The organism is Amycolatopsis anabasis, assembly GCF_009765355.1.
GTDB lineage: Bacteria > Actinomycetota > Actinomycetes > Mycobacteriales > Pseudonocardiaceae > Amycolatopsis > Amycolatopsis anabasis.
Map to the genome: position 1 here is coordinate 1 of NZ_VTHK01000005.1, position 20,122 is coordinate 20,122.

Sequence of the window (20,122 nt, forward strand, 5' to 3'; positions counted from 1 at the left end):
AGCACGACGACCACCACCCGACAGCGGACCTGACTAGTTACCCGGCCGGTTCTAACCGGTCCGAACACTCACGACCCCGGACTGGTCGGCTAGCGGTCGGCGACGGCGTTCTCGGCGGCTTCCATCCATTCACGCCACTGGGCGGCCTGTTCCTCGGCCTTCTTCGCGCGGCGCTCGTCTCCGGCGGCGCGGGCCTTGGCGGCCTGGGCCTCGAACTGCTCGGCCCGCTCGCGGAACTGCGCCGCCCGGGCCTGGGCCTCCGGATCGGTCCGGCGCCACTTGCTGTCCTCGGCGGCCCGGATCTTGTCCCCGATGGCCTTGAGCCGCCCGTCGAGGTCGCGGATCCGCTCCCGCGGCACCTTGCCCACCTCGTCCCAGCGTTCCTGGATCTTGCGGAAGTGTGCCTTGGCCGCGTCCAGGTTGGCCGCCGGATCGATCTTCTCCGCCTCGGCCAGCAACTCCTCCTTCTTCGCCGCGTTACCGGCGAATTCGGCGTCCCGCTCGGAGAAGGCCGCCGACCGGCGCGCGAAGAACTTGTCCTGCGCACCGCGGAACCGTTGCCAGAGCGCCTCGTCGCTGTCCTTCGGCGCGCGCCCGGCCGCCTTCCACTCGCTCATCAGCTCCTTGTACCGGGCCGCGGTGGGACCCCAGTCGGACGAGTCGACCAGCGATTCGGCCTCGGCGATCAGCTCCTCCTTGCGCGCCTTGGCGCCCGCGCGCTGCTTGTCCAGTTCGGCGAAGTGCGAACCCCGCCGCCGGTTGAACGCCTCGCGCGCCTTGGAGAACCGCTTCCACAGCTCGTCGTCGGTCTTGCGGTCGACGCCCTTGATCGTCTTCCACTCGTCCAGGATCGCCCGCAGCCGGTCGCCCGCGGCCTTCCACTGGGTGGACTCCGCGGCGATCTTCTCGGCCTCCTCGGCCAGCGCCTGCTTGCGGGCCACCGCGGCCGACCGGGCCTGCTCGCGTTCCTGCTTGGCGGTGGCGAGCGCGCTCTCGGCGTGCGCGATGACCTGCTCGACCCGGGCGCTCAGCGCGGCGAGGTCGCCGACCACGGCGGCCTCGGCGAGCCCGTCGCGCAACTGGGTCGCACTCGACAGCGCGTGCTTCGGATCGCCGGCGCCCGAGGCCAGCCTGGTCTCCAGCAACTCCACCTCGGTGCGCAGATCGTCGAACCGGCGCGCGTAATGCTCCAGTCCCTCGTCCGGGGTACCGGCCTGCCACACGCCGACCGCGCGTTCGCCGTCGGCGGTGCGCACGTACACCGTGCCCTCGGCGTCCACGCGCCCCCACCGCGAAGGGTTCGGCTCCGCCGGTGGCACCGGCGGAGCGCCCTGTCCGGCGCTGGTGAGCGCGTGCGGCACCGGGTGCGGCGCCGGGGTGCCGTTGTCTGTGGTTTCGTCGGCCATCGCAGGCTCCTTCTCGGCCGTAGGCCCGCCGGCCGGCGGGCGCCCCGCCAGCGGCGGGGCCGGGTCGTGCAAGCACGTGGATCGCAGGGACCAAACGATCCCTCGCCGCATTCAAGCAGTTCAGCGCGGCTCGTGGTACTCGACGAAGGAATCGAGCGGGTGATCCTGCGATCGGAAGACGCTCATCGAAACCCGGCCGCCACGCCGGGTAACCTCGGCCAGCGTGATCACGCTGTGCCTATCTGAGAGAACCGGATGAGGCCGGTCGCCGTAGTGGGTCCCACCGCGACCGGCAAGTCCGACCTGGCCGTCACGCTCGCGCGTGAACTGGGGGGCGAAGTGATCAACGCGGACGCGATGCAGCTCTACCGGGGGATGGACATCGGCACCGCGAAGCTGACCGCCGAAGAGATGCGCGGCGTGCCGCACCACCTGCTCGACGTGCTCGACGTGACCGAGACGGCCTCGGTCGCCGCCTACCAGCGCGAGGCGCGGGCGGTGGTCGAACGCCTGCTGGCCGCCGGCCGGGTCCCGGTGCTCGCCGGTGGCTCCGGACTGTACGTGCAGGCGGTGCTCGACGACCTGCGCTTCCCCGGCACCGATCCGGACGTGCGCGCCCGGCTGGAGGCGGAGGCGGCCGAGGCGGGCGCGGCGGCCCTGCACGAGCGGCTCGCCGCACTCGACGCGGAGGCCGCGGCCGCGATCCTGCCGGGCAACGTCCGCCGGATCGTGCGTGCGCTGGAAGTCATCGAGCTCACCGGCCGCCCGTTCTCGGCGAACCTGCCGCGGCCGGGACCCCCGCGCTACGACACCGTGCTGATCGGGGTCGACCGCGAGACCGCCGAGCTGGACGCCCGGGTGGACCTGCGGGTCGAGCGGATGTTCGCGAACGGTCTGGTCGACGAGGTGCGCGCGCTGGAGGCACGCGGGCTGCGCGCGGGGAAGACCGCGTCGCGGGCGCTCGGCTACCAGCAGGTGCTCGAGGCGCTCGACGCGGGCGGCGACTTCGCCGCGGCGGCGCAGGCCACCGCCCAGGCGACCCGGCGTTTCGTGCGGCGGCAACGATCTTGGTTCCGCCGGGACGCGCGGATCCACTGGTTCGACGGCGCCGCCGAGGGGTTGGCCGATCGGGTGCTGTCCGTGGTCGCCGGATAATCTTGTGCGCATGGCTGGCATCGGATTCCTCAAGGGGCATGGCACCCAGAACGACTTCGTGCTGCTGCCCGATCCGGATGGCCGGCTGGAGCTGACCCCGGGCCGGGTGGCCGCACTGTGCGACCGGCAGCGCGGGCTCGGCGCGGACGGTGTGCTGCGGGTGATCCGCACCGAAGTCCTGCGGCCGGAGGCGGACGTCACCGCCGAGTGGTTCATGGACTACCGCAACGCGGACGGTTCGGTCGCCGAGATGTGCGGCAACGGCGTGCGGGTGTTCGCCCGCTACCTGGTCGACGCCGGGCTGGTCACCGGGGACGAGTTCACCGTCGGCAGCCGCGCGGGCGACCGGCCGGTGCGGGTGCACCCGGACCGGTCCGTGACCGTCCACATGGGACCGGCGACGATCACCGGCACCTCGGTGACCGTGGTCGCCGGGCAGCCGTTCTCCGGGGTGGCGGTGGACGTCGGCAACCCGCACCTGGTGTCCGACGCCGGTGAGGACGTCGAATTCCTCGACCTGCGGGAACAGCCGGACTACGACCGGGACATCTTCCCGGACGGGGTCAACCTGGAGTTCGTGCAGTCGCTCGGCGAGGGCGCGCTGCGCATGCGGGTGTACGAGCGCGGCGTCGGCGAGACCCGGGCCTGCGGCACCGGGACCGTGGCTGCGGTCGCCGCCACCCTGCACCTGGCCGGCGCCGACCACGGAACGTCCACAGTGGACATCCCGGGCGGGCGGGTGACGGTCTCGGTGGAACGCGGCGCGTCGACGCTGACCGGTCCCGCCGAGTTCGTGGCCCGCGGCGAGCTCGACGAAGCCTGGTGGGAAGCCGCGCGCTAGAAGCGCCCGGCCGCGACGAACACGCACAGCGCGCACAGCAGCAGGTTCACCGAGACCGAGCCGAACTCGCGCAGCCTGCCGTGCGAGAGCGCCGCGCCGATCATGAGCACGCCGAAACTGCAGGCGGCGAGCGGGGTGAGCACCGGCGCGATGCCAGTCCACCAGGGCAGGATCAGGCCGGGCGCGGCGAGCAGTTCGGCACCCGCGACCACCCGGATCACCGGCAGCGGAAAGCCCCGCACCCCGGTCTGCCCGGTGGCCAGCATGCGCTCCATCGACATGGTCGACTTCAAGCTGCCGGAAACCGCGCAGGTCAAGGCCAGCAGCCCCTGGGAGATCCACAATGCGACGTTCATCGGATTCGCCTCCTTCACACCGGGGACGAGAGGGCGGGCGAACCTGTGACATCGGGGATGTCGCGCATCCGGCGCAGCGGCGAGAGCAGCAGCGGGACGACGGTGAGCGGCGCCGCGACGGCGGCCACCCACACCGTGCCGCGCACGCCGAGCCATTCCCCGAGCGCGCCGCCGAGCAGCCCGCCGATCGGCATGGTGCCCCAGACCACGAACCGGACGCTCGCGTTCATCCGGCCGAGCAGCCGGTCCGGGCAGATCGCCTGCCGGTAGCTCACCTGGGCGACGTTGTAGACGATCACGCCGTAGTCGAAGATCGCCAGCCCGAGGAGCAGCAGGCCGATCCGCCACCCGGGACCGGCCAGCGGGACGAGCAGCATCGCGGGCGCGCACACCAGCATGACCAGCCAGATCGCCCGGGCCTGGCCGATCCGCCGGGTCCACCAGGTCGCGGTGAGCGCGCCGAGGACGCCGCCCGCGCCGCCGACCGCCAGGACCGCGCCGGTGGCCGCCGGGGACAGGCCGAGTTCGCGGATGAGGTACAGGATCTGGACCGCGAGGAAGACGTTGTTCGCGAGGTTCGCCGTCGACGTGCAGAGGGTGATCGCCCGCAGGGCCGGGTTGCCGAAGACGAACCGCAGGCCCTCGGCGATCCGGGCGCCGAGCCCGCTGCCGTCGTGCGGTTCCGGGGCGGGTTCGCTCGCCTTGATGCGCAGCAGGAACAGGCCCGACGCCAGGTAACCGAATCCGGTGACGAGCACCGCGTTCGCCGCGCCGGCGAGCTGCGCGAGCCCGCCGCCGACGCCCGGTCCGGTGATCTGCGCGACCGACTGGCTGGCCTGCAGTTTCGCGTTGCCCTCGACCAGCTGGCCGCGGCCGACCAGGGACGGCAGGTACGACTGGTAGGCCACGTCGAAGAACACCGTGCCGACGCTGACCAGCAGCGCCACCACGACCAGCTGGGCGAGGGTGAGCATGTCCAGCCACCAGGCGAGCGGCACGGTGAACAGCAGGGCGGCCCGGAAGAAGTCGGCGCGCAGCATGAGCGGGCGGCGGCGCAGCCGGTCCACCCAGACCCCGGCCGGGAGCCCGATCAGCAGGAACGCCGCGTTTTCCGCCGCGGTGAGCAACCCGGTCTCGAACGCCGACGCCGAGAGCGCGGTCACCGCGATCATCGGCAGCACGGTGTGTCCCACGAAAGTGCCAACTTGGCTGACCGTGTCACCGGCCCACAACCGGCGGAAGTCCGGGTGGAACCACAGGGAGTCTCGGCGCATGGCGGACAGCCTCGCGGAAGTGATTGGAAAGTGTCAATCACTTCGGCGGCCCTAGGCTGTCGGCGGTGAGCACCACGCGAAGGAAGGCGACCGAGGCCGAGGCCGCCGCGCTGGCTTCGGGAATAAGGCTGCGCATCATCCGGTTGACCTTCACCGAGGCGCTGACCAACAAGGAGCTGGCGGAACGGCTCGGCCGCGATCCGGCGACCACGCTGCACCACGTGCGCAAGCTGGTGGACACCGGGTTCCTGGCGCCCCAACCGGCGCGGCGCGGCGCGCGCGGAGCGAAGGAGATCCCGTACCTGTCGACCGGTCTCTCGTGGAACCTGGACGGACCGCACGGCGATGGCATCGGAGAAGCGATGCTCGAGGCGTACCTCGCCGAGATCGCCGAAACCGGAATCGATCCGGTACGGCAGACCCGGCTGGTCGTGCAGCTCGACGCCGAGCAGAGCGCCGAACTCGAACGGCGGCTGTACGCGCTGCTCGAAGAGTTCAAACAACGCCCGGTGGATCCGGACGCGGACCGCACCGCGATCTATCTCTCGCTGTACCCCAGCCCTTGATACCCCAGCCCCTAAATGATTCGGCCATGCCGCCGGATCGTGGGACCATGGAAGGACGATGACAGAACTGACACACAACGATCTCCTCGACGACGAAGTCTCCGTCGGCGAGCTCGAACTCGAAGACCGCGCTTCACTGCGCCGCGTCGCGGGGCTGTCCACGGAGCTCGCGGACGTCACCGAAGTCGAGTACCGCCAGCTCCGCCTGGAGCGCGTGGTGCTGGTGGGGGTGTGGACCGAAGGCACCGCCGAGCAGTCCGAGGCATCGCTGGCCGAACTGGCCCGGCTCGCCGAAACGGCGGGCTCGGAAATCCTCGAAGGCCTGGTGCAGCGGCGGGACCGGCCGGATCCGGCCACCTACATCGGCTCGGGCAAGGTGCGCGAGCTGTTCGACGTCGTGGTCTCCACCGGGGCCGACACGGTGATCTGCGACGGTGAGCTGTCGCCCGGCCAGCTGCGTCAGCTGGAGGCCAAGCTCAAGGTCAAGGTGATCGACCGGACCGCGCTGATCCTGGACATCTTCGCCCAGCACGCGCGTTCCCGGGAGGGCAAGGCGCAGGTCGAGCTGGCCCAGCTGCAGTACCTCATCCCGCGGCTGCGCGGCTGGGGTGAATCGCTGTCCCGGCAGGCCGGTGGCCGCGCCGGTGGCGCGAACGGCGGCGTGGGCCTGCGCGGTCCCGGTGAGACCAAGCTGGAGACCGATCGCCGGCGGATCAACAAGCGGGTGTCCAAGCTGCGGCGCGAGATCGCCGCGATGGACACCATCCGCGAGACCAAACGCGGCCGCCGGATCGCCAACGAGGTGCCGAGCGTGGCCATCGTCGGCTACACCAACGCCGGCAAGTCCAGCCTGCTGAACGCCATCACCGGCGCGGGCGTGCTGGTCGAGGACGCGCTGTTCGCCACCCTCGATCCGACCACGCGGCGCTCGGAGACGCCGGACGGGCGGACGTACACGCTGACCGACACCGTCGGTTTCGTGCGCCACCTGCCGCACCAGCTGGTCGACGCGTTCCGGTCCACGCTGGACGAGGCCGCCGACGCGGATCTGCTGCTGCACGTGGTGGACGGCTCCGATCCGGCGCCCGAGGAGCAGGTCAACGCCGTGCGCGAGGTGCTGGCCGACATCACCCAGCGCCGGTCCGACCCGCTGCCGCCCGAACTGATCGTGATCAACAAGGCGGACGCGGCGGACGAACTGGCACTGGCCCGGCTGCGGCACCTGCTGCCCGGCGCGGTGGTGGTCTCGGCGCGGACCGGGGAAGGCGTGACCGAGCTGATCGAGGCGATCGCGGACCGGCTGCCGCGCCCGGAACTGGTCGTGGAGGCAGTGGTGCCGTACACCCGCGGTGAACTGGTCGCCCGGGTGCACGCGGACGGCGAGGTGCTGGACGAGGAGCACATGCCCGAAGGCACGCGGCTGCGGGCCCGGGTGCGCCCGGATCTGGCTTCCGCGCTGGAGCGTTTCGCGGTGAACGGCTCACCAGCCTGAACCGCCCGTTCTCAGTACCGTGGAGGTCGTGACTCTTCACGGGCGTAGCCTGCTGGCCCTCGCGGCCTTCCTGGTCGGCATGTCGGTGCTCACCGCCCCGGCGGCGGGCGCCGCCGAACCGGCCGCCCCCGAGACGGTGTGCACGATCAACGACAAGCGGGTCGGGGAGCTGTCCGGGCTGGCGAGCGACGGTGAAAACCGGTACGCGATCAACGACGGCGGCAGCCGGATCGAGATCTTCGTGCTCGGGCGCGACTGCGGCGTGCGGAAGGTGATCACCAGCCCGACCGATCCCTTCGACGTCGAAGACCTCGCGCGCGGGGCGGACGGCACGCTGTGGCTCGCCGACACCGGGGACAACCGCAAGCAACGGGACACCGTGGCGCTGCACGCGGTCACCCCGCAGGGCAAGTCGACGCTGTACCGGCTGACCTACCCGGACGGCCAGCACGACACCGAGGCGCTGCTGCTCGACCGGTCCGGGACGCCGTTCCTCATCACCAAGAACGTGCTGGGCGAGGCCACGATCTACCGCCCGGCCGGGAAACTCGCGAGCCCGGGACCGACCGCCCTGGAGAAGGCCGGTTCGGTGAGCCTGAAGACCACCGACACCCCGGGCGGGCCGGTGGGTTCGCTCGGTTCGGTGCTGGTGACCGGGGCGGCGTCCACCCCGGACGGCAAGGTGATCGCCCTGCGCACCTACACCGACGCCTACCTGTACCCGGCTCCGGACGGCGACGTGGTCGCCGCGCTGGGCCGGGAACCGGTGCGCGTCCCGCTCCCGAACGAGAAGCAGGGTGAAGCGATCGCGTTCGACCCGGACGGCACGCTGCTGTCCGGGACCGAAGGCGCCGGGCAACCCCTGCGAGCGGTGCGCGGCGCGGCGGCGCTCGTCGCCGATCGGCAGGGTGATGCCCGGGCCGTGGCCGGTGATCCCCAGGGAAACGCTTCTTCCGGCGGATCCGGTGTCCCGGTGCTGCCCGGGATCGTGATCGCCGTGGGAGTCGCGGGCCTGCTGCTGTTCGGCGTCAACCGCCTCCGCCGCCGCGCCCGCCGCTAAAGCCTGCGCAATACCGCCACTACTTTGCCGAGGATGGTGGCGTCGTCGCCGGGGATCGGTTCGTAGGCGTCGTTGTGCGGGATCAGCCAGACGTGGCCGTCCTTGCGCTTGAAGGTCTTGACCGTCGCCTCGCCCTCGATCATCGCGGCCACGATGTCGCCGTTCTCCGCGTTCGGCTGCTGCCGCACGACCACCCAGTCGCCATCGGTGATCGCCGCGTCGATCATCGAATCGCCGGTGACGCTGAGCAGGAAGACGTCACCTTCGCCGACGATGTCCTTCGGCAGCGGGAAGACGTCCTCGATGGCCTGCTCGGCGAGCACCGGGCCGCCGGCGGCGATGCGCCCGACCAGCGGCACGTATGCGGGCTTCGGCAGTTCGCTGATCGCGGTCGTCGCCTCGGCCTGCGCGGTGAGCACGCCGACCGCGCGCGGCCGGTTCGCGTCCCGCCGCAGGTAGCCCTTCCGCTGAAGGGCGCGGAGCTGGTGGGACACCGACGAGGTCGAGGTGAGCCCGACCGCCTCGCCGATCTCGCGCACGCTCGGCGGGTAGCCGAAGCGCTCCACCCACGCCCTGATCACCTCGAGCACCTGCTGCTGCCGCGCGGTCAGGCCCTCTTCGGCGTCCTCGACCTCCGGGAGGGGGTGTACCTTGCCTCCGGTCTGGTCCTTGTTGCCTGCCACTGCGCTTCCTTCCAGCTTGTCGCCGACCGTCCGCGTAGCGCACCCGGCCGACTTCGGTGTCCTGATCACCGACGCTAGCCCGCCGTCCGGCTGATTTCAAACATTTGTTCGAACGACACGCCGCAGGCTCTCGATTTTGTCGGTGCCGGGTGGTACACATTCGCACGGGCGTTCGATAGAACGCGTGTTCGACCCGGTGGCACCGCGGAGCGCCACCGGAGCGGTGGGACTTGTGAGGAGGTTCCGAGATGGCGGTTCTGGTTGACGAAGGCCTGGTCGGTGGCGGTTCGGCCACCCACGCCACCCCTCGTGCGGGGGCGCCGCTGCGCCAGGTGCGGCGGCATCCGCGGGCGGGCGAGCTGCGGCGCCCGCCGACGCGGGCCCGGGTGGTCGCCGGGCGGCGGCCGTCCCCGGTGGCGGACTGCGCGCCGCGTCGCCTGCCGGTGCGGTGGCCGTGGCTGGCCGGGCTCGCCGTGGCGACGGGTCTGGTGGTCGCGGGGCTCGGCGCGTTCGCGAACGAGATGGCTCCGGCGGTGCCCGCGCAGACCGTCACCGTGCCGGTCGGCGCCGGGGAAACCCTGTGGGACCTGGCCGAGCGGTTCGCCCCGGACAGCGATCCGTCCGCGGTCGTCGCCCGGATCCAGGAGCTGAACGGCCTCGGCGGCGCCGCGCTCACCCCGGGCCTTCCGCTGACCGTCCCCGCCCAGTCGCGCTGACCCGCGGCCGCGGCGACGCGGTCGGGTGAAAACCCGGGGCAGGGGAGGGCTCCGATGGTGCGACACGATCTTCTTCACCCGGTTGAGGAGCTTGCGCGGGATACCCCTGCGATCTATGGTCGACCGCTATATATAGTAGTTACACGGCTGTAGTTGGTCCATAGGTTGGGGTAGACTGGGAACAGGTTGTCCACAGTTTGCCGGTGTTCACCCACTGGGCATCCACAGAATGATCAACAGGTCATACCGCGCGTGGCGGTCCGGATGCCCGTGGTAGCCGTCGTGAAGGGGAAGGTGATCGGCGGATGCGTTGCCCGTTCTGCCGCCATGCCGATTCCCGGGTCGTCGACTCCCGTGAAGTGGATGAAGGTCAGGCGATCCGCCGCCGGAGGTCGTGCTCCGAATGCGGTCGCCGGTTCACCACCTCGGAGACGATGGTGCTCGCCGTCGTGAAGCGTTCCGGGGTCACCGAGCAGTTCAGCAGGGACAAGGTGGTCCGGGGAGTCGCGCGCGCCTGCCAGGGCAGGCCGGTGGACGACGACGCGCTGCAGCAGCTCGCGCAGCGCGTCGAGGAGTCGATCCGGTCCGCCGGGGTCGCCGAGATCCCGAGCCACGAGGTCGGGCTGGCCATTCTCGGCCCGCTCCGCGAGCTCGACGAGGTCGCCTACCTCCGGTTCGCCAGTGTCTACCGTTCCTTCTCCTCGGTCGAGGACTTCGAGAAGGAGATCTCGGACCTTCGCAAGGCCATGGCGGGTTCGACCGCGCCGGACGAAGGCGAAGGAAGCGAGCCCGGCGACTGACGCCGGTGCGCGCTGGAGTGAGGGAGAGCTTTATGACGGAGACCGTGGGCGCGGAGACCACCCGCAAGACGAGCCGAAAGGCCAAGCGGGGGCTGGCGATCAAGCGCGTGTTCACCACCGAGGGCAAGCACCCGTACGACGAGGTGGCCTGGGAGAAGCGCGATGTGGTGATGACCAACTGGCGCGACGGCTCGGTGAACTTCGAGCAGCGGGGCGTGGAGTTCCCCGAGTTCTGGTCGGTGAACGCCACCAACATCGTCACCAGCAAGTACTTCCGCGGCGCGGTCGGCAGCCCGCAGCGTGAGAGCAGCCTGAAGCAGCTCATCGATCGCGTGGTCAGGACCTACGTGAAGGCCGGTACCGACAACGGTTACTTCGCCACCCCGGCCGACGCGGAGATCTTCGAGCACGAACTGACCTGGATGCTGCTGCACCAGGTGTTCAGCTTCAACTCGCCGGTCTGGTTCAACGTCGGCACGACCTCGAAGCAGCAGGTCTCGGCGTGCTTCATCCTCGCCGTGGACGACACCATGGAGTCGATCCTCAACTGGTACCGCGAGGAGGGCCTGATCTTCAAGGGCGGCTCCGGCGCCGGCCTGAACCTGTCCCGGATCCGCTCCTCGCGTGAACTGCTGTCCTCGGGCGGCACCGCGTCCGGCCCGGTGTCCTTCATGCGCGGCGCGGACGCCTCGGCGGGCACCATCAAGTCCGGCGGCGCCACCCGGCGCGCGGCGAAGATGGTCGTCCTCGACGTCGACCACCCGGACATCGAAGAGTTCATCCAGACCAAGGCGCGCGAGGAAGAGAAGATCAAGGTCCTGCGCGACGCCGGGTTCGACATGGACCTGTCCGGCGCGGACATCACCTCGGTGCAGTACCAGAACGCGAACAACTCCGTGCGCGTCTCCGACGAGTTCATGCAGGCCGTGGAGAACAAGGGCGACTTCGGGCTCCGCGCGCGGATGACCGGCGAAGTGCTCGAGCGCGTCGACGCGAAGAAGCTGTTCCGGTCCATGGCGCAGGCGGCGTGGGAATGCGCCGACCCGGGCCTGCAGTACGACAGCACGATCAACGACTGGCACACCTGCCCCGAATCCGGCCGCATCACCGCGTCCAACCCGTGCTCGGAGTACATGCACCTGGACAACTCCAGCTGCAACCTCGCCTCGCTGAACCTGCTCAAGTTCGTCACCGACGACGGCCGGTTCGACGCGCGGCTGTTCGTCAAGGCCGTCGAGTTCGTGATCACCGCGATGGACATCTCCATCTGCTTCGCGGACTTCCCGACCGAGGCGATCGGCGACACCACGCGCAAGTTCCGCCAGCTGGGCATCGGCTACGCGAACCTGGGCGCGATGCTGATGGCGCTCGGGCACGCCTACGACTCCGACGGCGGCCGGGCGCTCGCCGCGGCGATCACCTCGCTGATGACCGGTGTCTCGTACCGCCGGTCCGCCGAACTGGCCGGAGTGGTCGGCGCCTACGAGGGCTACGCCCGCAACGCGGAGCCGCACCAGCGCGTGATGCGCAAGCACGCGGCCGCGAACGAGCTGATCCGCACCTACCACGAGAACGACGCCGCGGTGCGCGAGGTGGCCACCGCGGAATGGAAGCGCGGCATCGAGATCGGCACGGCCAACGGCTGGCGCAACGCGCAGGCGAGCGTGCTCGCGCCCACCGGCACCATCGGCTTCATGATGGACTGCGACACCACCGGCATCGAACCGGACTTCTCGCTGGTGAAGTTCAAGAAGCTGGTCGGCGGCGGTTCCATGCAGATCGTCAACCAGACCGTGCCGCGCGCGCTGACCTCGCTGGGCTACCAGGACGAGCAGGTCGAGGCGATCGTCGAGTACATCGCCCAGCACGGCCACGTGGTCGACGCGCCGGGCCTGCGCCCCGAGCACTACGAGGTGTTCGACTGCGCGGTCGGTGAGCGGTCCATCGCGCCGATGGGCCACGTGCGGATGATGGCCGCGGTGCAGCCGTTCATCTCCGGCGCCATCTCCAAGACGGTGAACATGCCGGAGTCGGCCACCGTGGAGGACATCGAGGGGATCTACTTCCAGGGCTGGAAGCTCGGGCTGAAGGCGCTGGCGATCTACCGCGACAACTGCAAGGTCGGCCAGCCGCTGTCCACCGCGAAGAAGGACAAGGCGGAGGCCGAGCCGGAGAAGGTCGTCGAGTACCGGCCGGTTCGCAAGCGGCTGCCGAAGAAGCGCCCGAGCCAGACCGTGTCCTTCACCGTCGGCGGCGCGGAAGGCTACCTGCACGCGGGCTCGTACCCGGACGACGGCCTGGGCGAGATCTTCGTCAAGCTCGGCAAGCAGGGCTCGACGCTGGCCGGTGTGATGGACGCGTTCTCGATGTCCATTTCGGTCGGTCTGCAGTACGGGATTCCGCTGGAGTTCTACGTTTCCAAGTTCTCCAACCTGCGCTTCGAACCGGCCGGGATGACCGACGACCCGGACGTCCGGATCGCCACCAGCGTCCTGGACTACCTGTTCCGCCGCCTCGCGCTGGACTACCTGCCCTACGAAAAGCGTTCGCAGCTCGGCATCTTCACCGCCGACGAACGCTCGGCCCAGGTCGAGGCCGACTACGGCGCCCCGGCCACCGAGCAGGAGAACGTCGACCTGGAAGCCTTGCGCAGCAGCGTGGACGCCACCAGCGCCACGACTCCCGCGAAGGAGGCCGACCCGGCCCGCGAGGCGCACACCACCACCGAGCTGATGGAACTCCGCCTCGGCAAGGCCGCCGACGCCCCGCTGTGCATGACCTGCGGCACCAAGATGCGCCCGGCGGGCTCCTGCTACGCCTGCGAAGGCTGCGGCGCCACCTCCGGCTGCAGCTGATTCAAGGATCCTGATGGGGTGTCCGCCGATGGCGCGGACACCCCATCAGGCTTTCCCACCAGGTCGAGCACCCGCTCCGCGCCGATCATGACCGTGGGGCGACGCGTTCGTAGCGGCGGGTCATGGCCTTGAGGGTTTCGGTGAGCTGGGCGCGGAGTTCGGGTGGGGTGAGGATTTCCGCGTCGGCGCCGAGTTTGAGGAGTTCGGGGAGGGTGTGGCCAGGGGATTCGATGGGGATGGTGACCTGGACCCAGCCGTCGGCGTCCGGTTCCGTCGCGGTTTCGCGGGCGGCCTCGACCAGGGCGGGTTCCAGCAGGTTCGGCAGGTGCGCGAGCGCGTGCGGGGACAGGCGCAGGGTCGCCTCGCCGCTGCGCCGGCGGGCGTCGAACTGGGCGAGGTACTGCTGCCAGTGGGTGACCAGGTCGAAGTCGGCCGGGCGTTCGAACGACTCGGCGAGGACCTCGACCGCCAGGATCCGGGAGACCCGGTAGGTCCGCAGGTGGCCCTCGCCGCGGGCGACCAGGTACCAGTGGCCCGCCTTGAGCACCAGACCGAACGGGTGCACGGTACGGGTGACCTCGTGGGGTTTCGCCCATCGCTCGTAGCGCATGTGCAGGACGCGCTGGTTCCACACCGCGTCGGCGACGGTCGTCAGGTGCGGGGCATGGTCGCCATCGCGGTACCACGACGGCGCGTCGAGGTGGAACCGTTCGGAGATCCGTCCGGCCCGCTCGGCCAACTCCGCCGGTAACGCGGCCATCAGCTTGAGCTGGGCCGCGGTCACCACGGCGCCCAGGCCGAGATCGGCGGCCGCCGTGGGCAGCCCGGCCAGGAACAGCGACTCCGCCTCGCCGGTGGTGAGCCCGGTCAACCGGGTCCGGTAACCGTCGAGCAACTGGTACCCGCCGTCGTGTCCCGGCTCGCCGTACAGCGGCACCCCGGCCGCGCTGAGCGACTCCATATCCCGGTACACCGTGCGAACGGACACCTCGAGTGCCTCGGCGAGTTCCTGGGCCGTCATCCGGCCCCGGGTCTGCAACAGCATCAGGGTCGACACCAACCGGCTCGCGCGCATGCCGGTAAGTCTCGCGCACTCCACTGACAAAAGGTGTCAGGGAAGCCGTCGTAGCTTCGCTCGGTAAGCGAATCGAGCCGCGAAGGGGAGACATGATTTCCGCCGAGGAAGACTTCGACCGCACCTGGCCGTTTCCGGCCCGCTACACGGAAAAGGCCGGATTCCGCCAGCACTACGTCGACGAGGGTCCGCGCGAGGCGGCGGAAACCCTCGTGCTGCTGCACGGCGAACCGACCTGGGGCTACCTGTGGCGGCACCTGATCGGCCCGCTGTCTCGCACCCACCGGGTGGTGGTGCCCGACCACATGGGATTCGGCAAGAGCGCCACGCCCGCCGACTCCAGCTACCTCGCCGGTGAGCATATCGACAACCTCGAGATGCTGCTCACGGACGTGCTGGACCTGGACCGGATCACCTTGGTGCTGCACGACTGGGGCGGCCCGATCGGCACCGGTTTCGCGCTGCGGCACCCCGGGCGGATCGCCCGCGTCTTCGCCACGAACACCGTGCTCCCGCTCGGACTGCCCGGCTACGCCGAGCTCATGGCCGCCAACCTCGCCGACAGCGCCTGGTTCCGCTGGGCCCGCGCCGCGCATGCCGACGGCTCCCTGGAGGAGGTGCTCGGCAACGCCGGAAGCACGATCACCCACCTGATGCTCGCGCTGCAGACCGTCACCCGCCCGGAAATCGTGACCCCGACCTGGATCCGCGCCTACGCCGCGCATTTCACGAGCCGGGCGGAATGCCGTGGCGTGCTCCGGTTCCCGCAACAACTCGTCGCGCCCAACGAAGAAACAACGGCGCCGCCCGATCCCGCCGCGGTCGCGGAACTGCGTGCCAAACCAGCGATGCTCGCCGAGGGCATGTGCGACACGGCCCTGTTGCCGCGGTATGTGATTCCGGCCTTCCGAGCCGCGTTCCCGGAAGCGCCGATCGTCGAGCTCGCCGGCGCGGGCCACTTCACCCCCGAAGACGCCCCGGAACCGTTGCTTGCCCTGCTCGAACTCTTCCTGCACGCGCACTGAGTCCTTTGTGGAGGTTCCTTTCTTGTCCACCCGTGCCCAACTGCTCCTGCTCGCGGTCGGCATGTTCGCCCTCGGCACCGACGGTTACGTCATCACCGGGCTGCTCCCGGACGTCGCCCGCGAGCTGGCGGTGTCCGAAAGCGCCGCCGGGCAACTCGTCACCGTGTTCGCGCTCGCCTACGCCCTCGGCGCGCCCCTGCTCGGTGTCGCGACCGCGGGGCTGCCCCGGCGCTCGATCCTGATCGGCAGCCTCGCGGTCTTCACCGTCGCCAATGTCGTGACCGCGATGGTGGATTCGTATCCGGCGATGCTCGCCTTGCGCGTGGTGGCCGCGCTCGCCGCCGCGATGTTCGCCCCGGCGGCGGCCGCGGCCGCCGCCGCGCTGGCCACCGCCGAACGGCGCGGGCGCGCACTGGCGACCGTGTCCGCGGGAATCTCGGTCGCCACCGCGATCGGGGTGCCGCTCGGCACGCTGGTCGGTGGGGCGTTCGGTTGGCGGGCGACGTTCCTGGCCGTGGCCGCGCTCGGCGCGGTGGCCACCGCCGGGCTCGCCGTCCTGCTGCCACCCCTGCGTTCCGCGCGTGCCGCGGGGATGCGGGAACGCGTCGCGGTGGCCCGCGCCCGCGGGGTGCCGGGTGCGCTCGTGCTCACCGTGCTGTGGATCGCGGGGGCGTTCACCGTGCTGACCTACCTCGGCCCGGTGCTCGCGAGCATCGACGGCGTGACCGGCGGGGCGCTGAGCGCGTGGCTGCTGATCTTCGGACTGGCGGCCAGCATCGGCAACGTCCTCGGCGGGCGTGCCGCGGACCGCTACCCGGTGATGTGGCTGGTCGTGGTCAGCACGAGCGGGTTGACCGTCGCGCTCGCCGCCTTCGGCGTCCTTGCCGCGTTCGGCGTGTCCGGTGGCGCGGGTGCCGTCGCGTCCGCCGTGGTGCTCGCGGTGTGGGGTGTCTTCGGCTGGTCCTTCGCCCCGATCCAGCAACACCGCCTGGTCGGGCTCGTCCCGGAGCAGGCCGGGGTCGTCCTTTCGCTCAACACCAGCGCGATCTACCTCGGCATCTCCCTCGGTGGCGTCCTCGGCTCCGCCGCGCTCGCCGGGGGCGGCGTCGCCGCCATCGGGTGGGCCGCCGCGGGTGTGGAAGCGCTCGCGGTCGCCGCCGCGGTCGGTATCGCGTTACGGGAGAAGAAGGCCGGACGGCGTGGACCCGGTGAGCCCGCGGAAGTCCCGGTTGAGGTGTGACTAGCCGGCGTAACCGGAGAGCTGCCTGCTGGAACCCACGACCGTGACGTCTCGGTTCGGCGCAGTGTCGTGCACGTTCCGCGGCACCTCGATGAGGTTCCCGAAGCCCGCCACCCGCATCGCGAGGGCTTGGTTGACTATCCGCAAGTACCGGCAATAACCTCAAGTACCTGCCAATTGGTAAGTAAAGGGGTCGGGCATGAAGCAGAAGGTCTACAGCTGCGGTCTGGACGCCGCCGTGGATGTGGTGGGCGGTAAGTGGAAGGCGATGATCCTGTGGGCCTTGCACACCCAGCACCGCAGGTTCGGGGAATTGAAGCGGCACGTGCCGGGCATCAGCGAGAAGATGCTGATCCAGTCGCTCCGCGAGATGGAGGCCGTCGGCCTGGTGCATCGCGAGGTCTACCACGAAGTGCCGCCGCGGGTGGAGTATTCGCTGACCGAGTTCGGTGTTTCGCTCAACGAGGCCCTGGAGCCGCTCGGCGAATGGGGTGAGAAGCACATGCGGCGGATCGCCGAGGCGCGCTGCGTCCACGAGCCCGTCGGCTGACCGGACGGGGTGGTGCGCGGCACACCCCGTCACGTTCGGCGGGCTTGGCCGGTTCTACGCGGGTGCAATCGCTTCGACGGAAGGAACTCGCGATGGAACCGATCCTGGTGACCGGCGGCACCGGCACCCTCGGCCGGTTGGTCGTCCAGCGGCTCATCGGAGCCGGGCACGCGGTGCGCGTGCTCAGCCGCCGCCCGCACGCCGAAGACGCGCCGCACTCCTGGGCGACGGGAAACCTCGAGGACGGCACCGGAATCGCCGATGCCGTGTCCGATGTGGACACTATCGTCCACTGCGCCACCACCCTCGGCGCGAAGGATGTGGCGGCGACCCGGAACCTGGTGGAGGCCGCGCGCCGCGCCGGGAACCCGCATCTGGTCTACATCTCGATCGTCGGCATCGACCGGCTGCCGTTCTTCTACTACCGGGCCAAACTGGACTCCGAACGGATCATCGAAGAGTCGGGGCTGCCGTGGACGATCCTGCGCACCACCCAGTTCCACGAACTCCTCGTCAAGATCTTCGCGATCCAGCGGTGGCTTCCGGTGACGCTTACCTTGAGCGGCACCGACTTCCAGCCGGTCGACGCCGGTGAGGTCGCCGACCGGCTGGCCGAACTCGCGGTCGCCGAACCCGCGGGGCGGGTGCCGGATATGGGCGGCCCCGAGATCCGCGGCGCCCGCGAACTCGCGCGAGCCCATTCGCGGGCCGCCGGACGGCGCCGCCCGGTGCTGCCGGTGCGAGTGCCGGGTGCGTTCTTCGCCGCGTACCGGGCGGGCCACCACACGACGCCGGAGCACGCGGACGGCAAGATCACTTTCGACGAGTTCCTCGCCACCCACGTCGCCGCGAAGGGTGTGTGAGGATGCGTACCTGGCTTCGCGCGGGGCTGGCCGCCCTGACCCTCATCCAACTCGGCCTCGGCGGGTGGATCCTGAGCGCACCGCGTTCGTTCTTCGCCCTGCCGTGGGTGAACATGCACATGGCGTACAACGAGCACCTGATGCTCGACTACGGCGCGATGAACCTGGCCCTGGCGGTGATCCTCGGCGCCGCGACGATCGTCACCGAACGCCGCCTGGTCGTCCCGGCCCTGCTGGCGTACCTGGTGTTCTCCGCCGCGCACGTGGTGATCCACACCCGGTACCTGGGGCACCTCCCGCCCGGTCAGTCGGCCGCCCTGCTGAGCCTGCTCAGCCTGGGCGCGGTGATCCCGCTGGTGCTGCTGTACGCCAGTCGCCGCCTGGCGGCTAACCGGCCAGCGCGGTGACCACCGAGGCGTACATGGTCGACTTGATGGCGCCCAGCGTGCCGGGGTCCTTCGCGGCCAGCGGGCGGACCAGGTCGAGGGCCGCCGAACGCACGGCGTCCTCGGCCGCGCTCGCGTCGACCAGGCCCGCCTCGGCCGCCTCGGCGCCGCCGTACCGCCGCCCGGTCAGCATCGCGGTCCGGGCCGTCGCCGGGGTGAGTTTGGCCTGGATCAGGGCGGCCATGCCCGGGGCGAACGGGATGCGGATGTCGACCTCGGGGAAGCAGAGGTAACCGCGGTCGGCCCGCATGACCCGGAAGTCGTGCGCCATCGCCAGCATCGCCCCGGCGCCGAACGCGTGCCCGGTGATCGCCGCGACCGTGGGCACCGGCAGCGTGAGCACCCGGGAGAACAGGCCGTGCACCCGGTGCACGTAGGACTGCGCCTCGTCGCCGTGGGCCGTCAGCCATTCCAGGTCGAGCCCGTTGGACCAGAACTTGCCCCGCGCGATCGTGACGAGCGCGCCCGGGCCCTGTTCGGTGACCTTGTCCAGCAGCGCGTCGACGGTGTCCAGCCACTCCGGGGAGAACCGGTTCTCGGTTTCGCCGAGGTCGAGCACGAACACGTCCCCGTCGCGGGTCAGGGCGGGCAGTTCGTTCGCGGTCATGTACGCCTCACTTCTATGTGGATCGGTATAACTCAGGGCTGGGTTTCCGAGGCGGTCAGCAGGGCGCCGACCTGTTCCGCGAGCGCTTCGGCGACCCGGTCCAGCGGGCGCGTGCTCCGCTGGGCCCGCGCCAGCACGAGGGCGCCTTCGATCGCCGAGATGGCCGTGGTGGCCATCCGGTCCGCGCGGCGGGCGGGGATGCCGTGCTGCCAGAGCGCCGCCGAGAGGGTGGCCTCCCACGAGCTGAACGCCTCCCCGGCCACCTCGCGCGCGGCCGGGGACTCACCGCCGTCCAGGGCACCGGCCAGGACCGGGCACACTGCGGTGAAATCGCTTTCCACCAGGTCTTTCCGGAAGTGTTCGACGACCAGGTTCAGCGCCTTGACCGGTCCCTCGGCGGCCACCAGGGCACTGATCGTGGCGCCCATCAGGCGACCGGCGTGCGCGGTGGCCTCCTCGGCGAGCTGGGCCTTGCCGCCGGGGAAGTAGTGGTAGATCGAACCGCGGGGCGCCTCGCTGTGCTCCACCACGTCGGCCAGTGACGTGCCCGCGACGCCGTACTCGCGGAAGAGCCGCATGGCGCCGGTGATCATGCGATCGCGGCCGGTCGTGCGTTGTCCCATGCTCCCACTCTAGGTTATGTTGGTCGACATAGGACGGTCCAGGGAGGCGACATGAGCCGGAAACGTCGGATGGAGATCCTGGTCGGCCGCTACTTCGCCAATCCGCTGGCGCGCGGCCTGGCCCGGCTGGGCCTCGCCCCGCGCATGCTGGTGGAGCTGGAGACCGTCGGCCGCGTGACCGGCAAGATCCGCCGCGTGCCGCTGACCGGCGCACCGGACCGCAAGGGGGTGTGGCTGATCGCCCAGCACGGCCGGGGTTCCGGATGGGTGCACAACATCGAGGCGTCCCCGGCGGTGCGGGTCCGCGTCGGGCGGGACTGGCACTCCGGGGTGGCCCGGCTGCTGCCCGAGGACGATGTGCGCGCCCGGGCGCGGGGCTTCGGCGCGGGCCGGTTCAGCCAGGCGCTGGCCGCCGCCGGGTTCCGCGCGCTGGAGACCAACCCGGTCACCGTGCGGGTGGACTACCGGCCGGGCGGCGGCCTGACCTGA

The 20,122-nt window shown here is 70.7% G+C and carries 21 protein-coding genes; 14 read left to right on the top strand and 7 right to left on the bottom strand.

All coding sequences use genetic code 11. The features are described from left to right. Positions 1-89 precede the first annotated feature (89 nt). Positions 90-1,406: a DUF349 domain-containing protein gene (locus tag FXO23_RS08120; protein WP_158882494.1), complete on the bottom strand. Its 1,317-nt coding sequence runs from the start codon at positions 1,404-1,406 to the stop codon at positions 90-92. Positions 1,407-1,661: 255 nt separating this feature from the next. Here FXO23_RS08120 and miaA point away from each other — a divergent pair, with 255 nt between their 5' ends. Both miaA and dapF read left to right on the top strand, forming a co-directional pair. Beyond that, positions 1,662-2,561 carry a tRNA (adenosine(37)-N6)-dimethylallyltransferase MiaA gene (miaA, locus tag FXO23_RS08125; RefSeq protein WP_158882496.1) on the top strand — a complete coding sequence of 300 codons (900 nt, stop codon included), beginning with the start codon at positions 1,662-1,664 and terminating at the stop codon, positions 2,559-2,561. A gap of 10 nt (positions 2,562-2,571) precedes the next feature. Then, complete coding sequence (dapF, locus tag FXO23_RS08130) at positions 2,572-3,402, top strand: diaminopimelate epimerase (RefSeq protein WP_158882498.1); 831 nt, start codon at positions 2,572-2,574, stop codon at positions 3,400-3,402. Here dapF and FXO23_RS08135 read toward each other — a convergent pair. Both FXO23_RS08135 and FXO23_RS08140 read right to left on the bottom strand, forming a co-directional pair. Continuing rightward, on the bottom strand, positions 3,399-3,758 hold the full coding sequence (locus tag FXO23_RS08135; RefSeq protein ID WP_158882500.1) for a DoxX family protein: 360 nt from the start codon (positions 3,756-3,758) through the stop codon (positions 3,399-3,401). The two genes, dapF and FXO23_RS08135, sit on opposite strands and share 4 nt — an antisense overlap. Positions 3,759-3,772: 14 nt before the next feature. Continuing rightward, positions 3,773-5,032 carry an MFS transporter gene (locus FXO23_RS08140; RefSeq protein WP_158882502.1) on the bottom strand — a complete coding sequence of 420 codons (1,260 nt, stop codon included), beginning with the start codon at positions 5,030-5,032 and terminating at the stop codon, positions 3,773-3,775. Positions 5,033-5,097: 65 nt separating this feature from the next. Between FXO23_RS08140 and FXO23_RS08145 the strand changes: the two genes are divergently transcribed. From FXO23_RS08145 to FXO23_RS08155, 3 genes are all read left to right on the top strand, one after another. Beyond that, positions 5,098-5,598 carry an ArsR/SmtB family transcription factor gene (locus tag FXO23_RS08145; protein ID WP_158882504.1) on the top strand — a complete coding sequence of 167 codons (501 nt, stop codon included), beginning with the start codon at positions 5,098-5,100 and terminating at the stop codon, positions 5,596-5,598. A gap of 58 nt (positions 5,599-5,656) precedes the next feature. Further along, on the top strand, positions 5,657-7,090 hold the full coding sequence (hflX, locus tag FXO23_RS08150; protein WP_158882506.1) for a GTPase HflX: 1,434 nt from the start codon (positions 5,657-5,659) through the stop codon (positions 7,088-7,090). 79 nt (positions 7,091-7,169) lie between these two features. Next, positions 7,170-8,150, top strand: coding sequence for an SdiA-regulated/phytase-like domain-containing protein (locus tag FXO23_RS08155; RefSeq protein WP_158883030.1), 981 nt, complete (start codon positions 7,170-7,172; stop codon positions 8,148-8,150). Here the strand turns inward: FXO23_RS08155 and lexA are convergent. Beyond that, entirely contained in the window at positions 8,147-8,833 is a 687-nt protein-coding gene (lexA, locus tag FXO23_RS08160) for a transcriptional repressor LexA (RefSeq protein ID WP_179956718.1), read from the bottom strand. The genes FXO23_RS08155 and lexA overlap by 4 nt on opposite strands. Positions 8,834-9,081: 248 nt before the next feature. Here lexA and FXO23_RS08165 point away from each other — a divergent pair, with 248 nt between their 5' ends. The 3 genes from FXO23_RS08165 (at position 9,082) to FXO23_RS08175 (ending at position 13,204) form a co-directional block, all read left to right on the top strand. After that, the gene (locus FXO23_RS08165) at positions 9,082-9,549 is read left to right on the top strand and encodes a LysM peptidoglycan-binding domain-containing protein (RefSeq protein ID WP_158882508.1); all 468 of its coding nucleotides are present in this window, start codon (positions 9,082-9,084) and stop codon (positions 9,547-9,549) included. Positions 9,550-9,854: 305 nt separating this feature from the next. Then, positions 9,855-10,349 (top strand): transcriptional regulator NrdR, encoded by a 495-nt coding sequence (gene nrdR, locus FXO23_RS08170; RefSeq protein ID WP_158882510.1) that lies wholly within the window; start codon positions 9,855-9,857, stop codon positions 10,347-10,349. A gap of 32 nt (positions 10,350-10,381) precedes the next feature. Then, positions 10,382-13,204 carry a vitamin B12-dependent ribonucleotide reductase gene (locus FXO23_RS08175; RefSeq protein WP_158882512.1) on the top strand — a complete coding sequence of 941 codons (2,823 nt, stop codon included), beginning with the start codon at positions 10,382-10,384 and terminating at the stop codon, positions 13,202-13,204. An 85-nt stretch (positions 13,205-13,289) separates the two neighbouring features. On the opposite strand, the gene FXO23_RS08180 is transcribed toward FXO23_RS08175, so the two are convergent. Continuing rightward, positions 13,290-14,279 carry a helix-turn-helix transcriptional regulator gene (locus tag FXO23_RS08180; protein ID WP_158882513.1) on the bottom strand — a complete coding sequence of 330 codons (990 nt, stop codon included), beginning with the start codon at positions 14,277-14,279 and terminating at the stop codon, positions 13,290-13,292. Between the two features lie 92 nt (positions 14,280-14,371). Here FXO23_RS08180 and FXO23_RS08185 point away from each other — a divergent pair, with 92 nt between their 5' ends. From FXO23_RS08185 to FXO23_RS08205, 5 genes are all read left to right on the top strand, one after another. Then, a complete protein-coding gene (locus tag FXO23_RS08185; RefSeq protein WP_158882515.1) occupies positions 14,372-15,304 on the top strand; it encodes an alpha/beta fold hydrolase in 933 nt (310 codons plus the stop codon). 22 nt (positions 15,305-15,326) lie between these two features. Continuing rightward, the gene (locus FXO23_RS08190; RefSeq protein WP_158882517.1) at positions 15,327-16,544 is read left to right on the top strand and encodes an MFS transporter; all 1,218 of its coding nucleotides are present in this window, start codon (positions 15,327-15,329) and stop codon (positions 16,542-16,544) included. A 199-nt stretch (positions 16,545-16,743) separates the two neighbouring features. After that, positions 16,744-17,094 carry a winged helix-turn-helix transcriptional regulator gene (locus FXO23_RS08195; RefSeq protein WP_158882519.1) on the top strand — a complete coding sequence of 117 codons (351 nt, stop codon included), beginning with the start codon at positions 16,744-16,746 and terminating at the stop codon, positions 17,092-17,094. Between the two features lie 92 nt (positions 17,095-17,186). Next, positions 17,187-17,957: an SDR family oxidoreductase gene (locus FXO23_RS08200; RefSeq protein ID WP_158882521.1), complete on the top strand. Its 771-nt coding sequence runs from the start codon at positions 17,187-17,189 to the stop codon at positions 17,955-17,957. A 2-nt stretch (positions 17,958-17,959) separates the two neighbouring features. Continuing rightward, positions 17,960-18,364 (top strand): hypothetical protein, encoded by a 405-nt coding sequence (locus FXO23_RS08205; RefSeq protein ID WP_158882523.1) that lies wholly within the window; start codon positions 17,960-17,962, stop codon positions 18,362-18,364. On the opposite strand, the gene FXO23_RS08210 is transcribed toward FXO23_RS08205, so the two are convergent. Both FXO23_RS08210 and FXO23_RS08215 read right to left on the bottom strand, forming a co-directional pair. Next, positions 18,345-19,010, bottom strand: a complete 666-nt coding sequence (locus tag FXO23_RS08210) for an enoyl-CoA hydratase-related protein (RefSeq protein ID WP_158882525.1) — start codon at positions 19,008-19,010, stop codon at positions 18,345-18,347. The two genes, FXO23_RS08205 and FXO23_RS08210, sit on opposite strands and share 20 nt — an antisense overlap. Positions 19,011-19,042: 32 nt before the next feature. After that, a complete protein-coding gene (locus FXO23_RS08215; RefSeq protein ID WP_218951926.1) occupies positions 19,043-19,633 on the bottom strand; it encodes a TetR/AcrR family transcriptional regulator in 591 nt (196 codons plus the stop codon). Positions 19,634-19,684: 51 nt separating this feature from the next. On the opposite strand from FXO23_RS08215, the gene FXO23_RS08220 reads away from it, so the two are divergent. Continuing rightward, on the top strand, positions 19,685-20,122 hold the full coding sequence (locus FXO23_RS08220) for a nitroreductase/quinone reductase family protein (protein ID WP_158882527.1): 438 nt from the start codon (positions 19,685-19,687) through the stop codon (positions 20,120-20,122).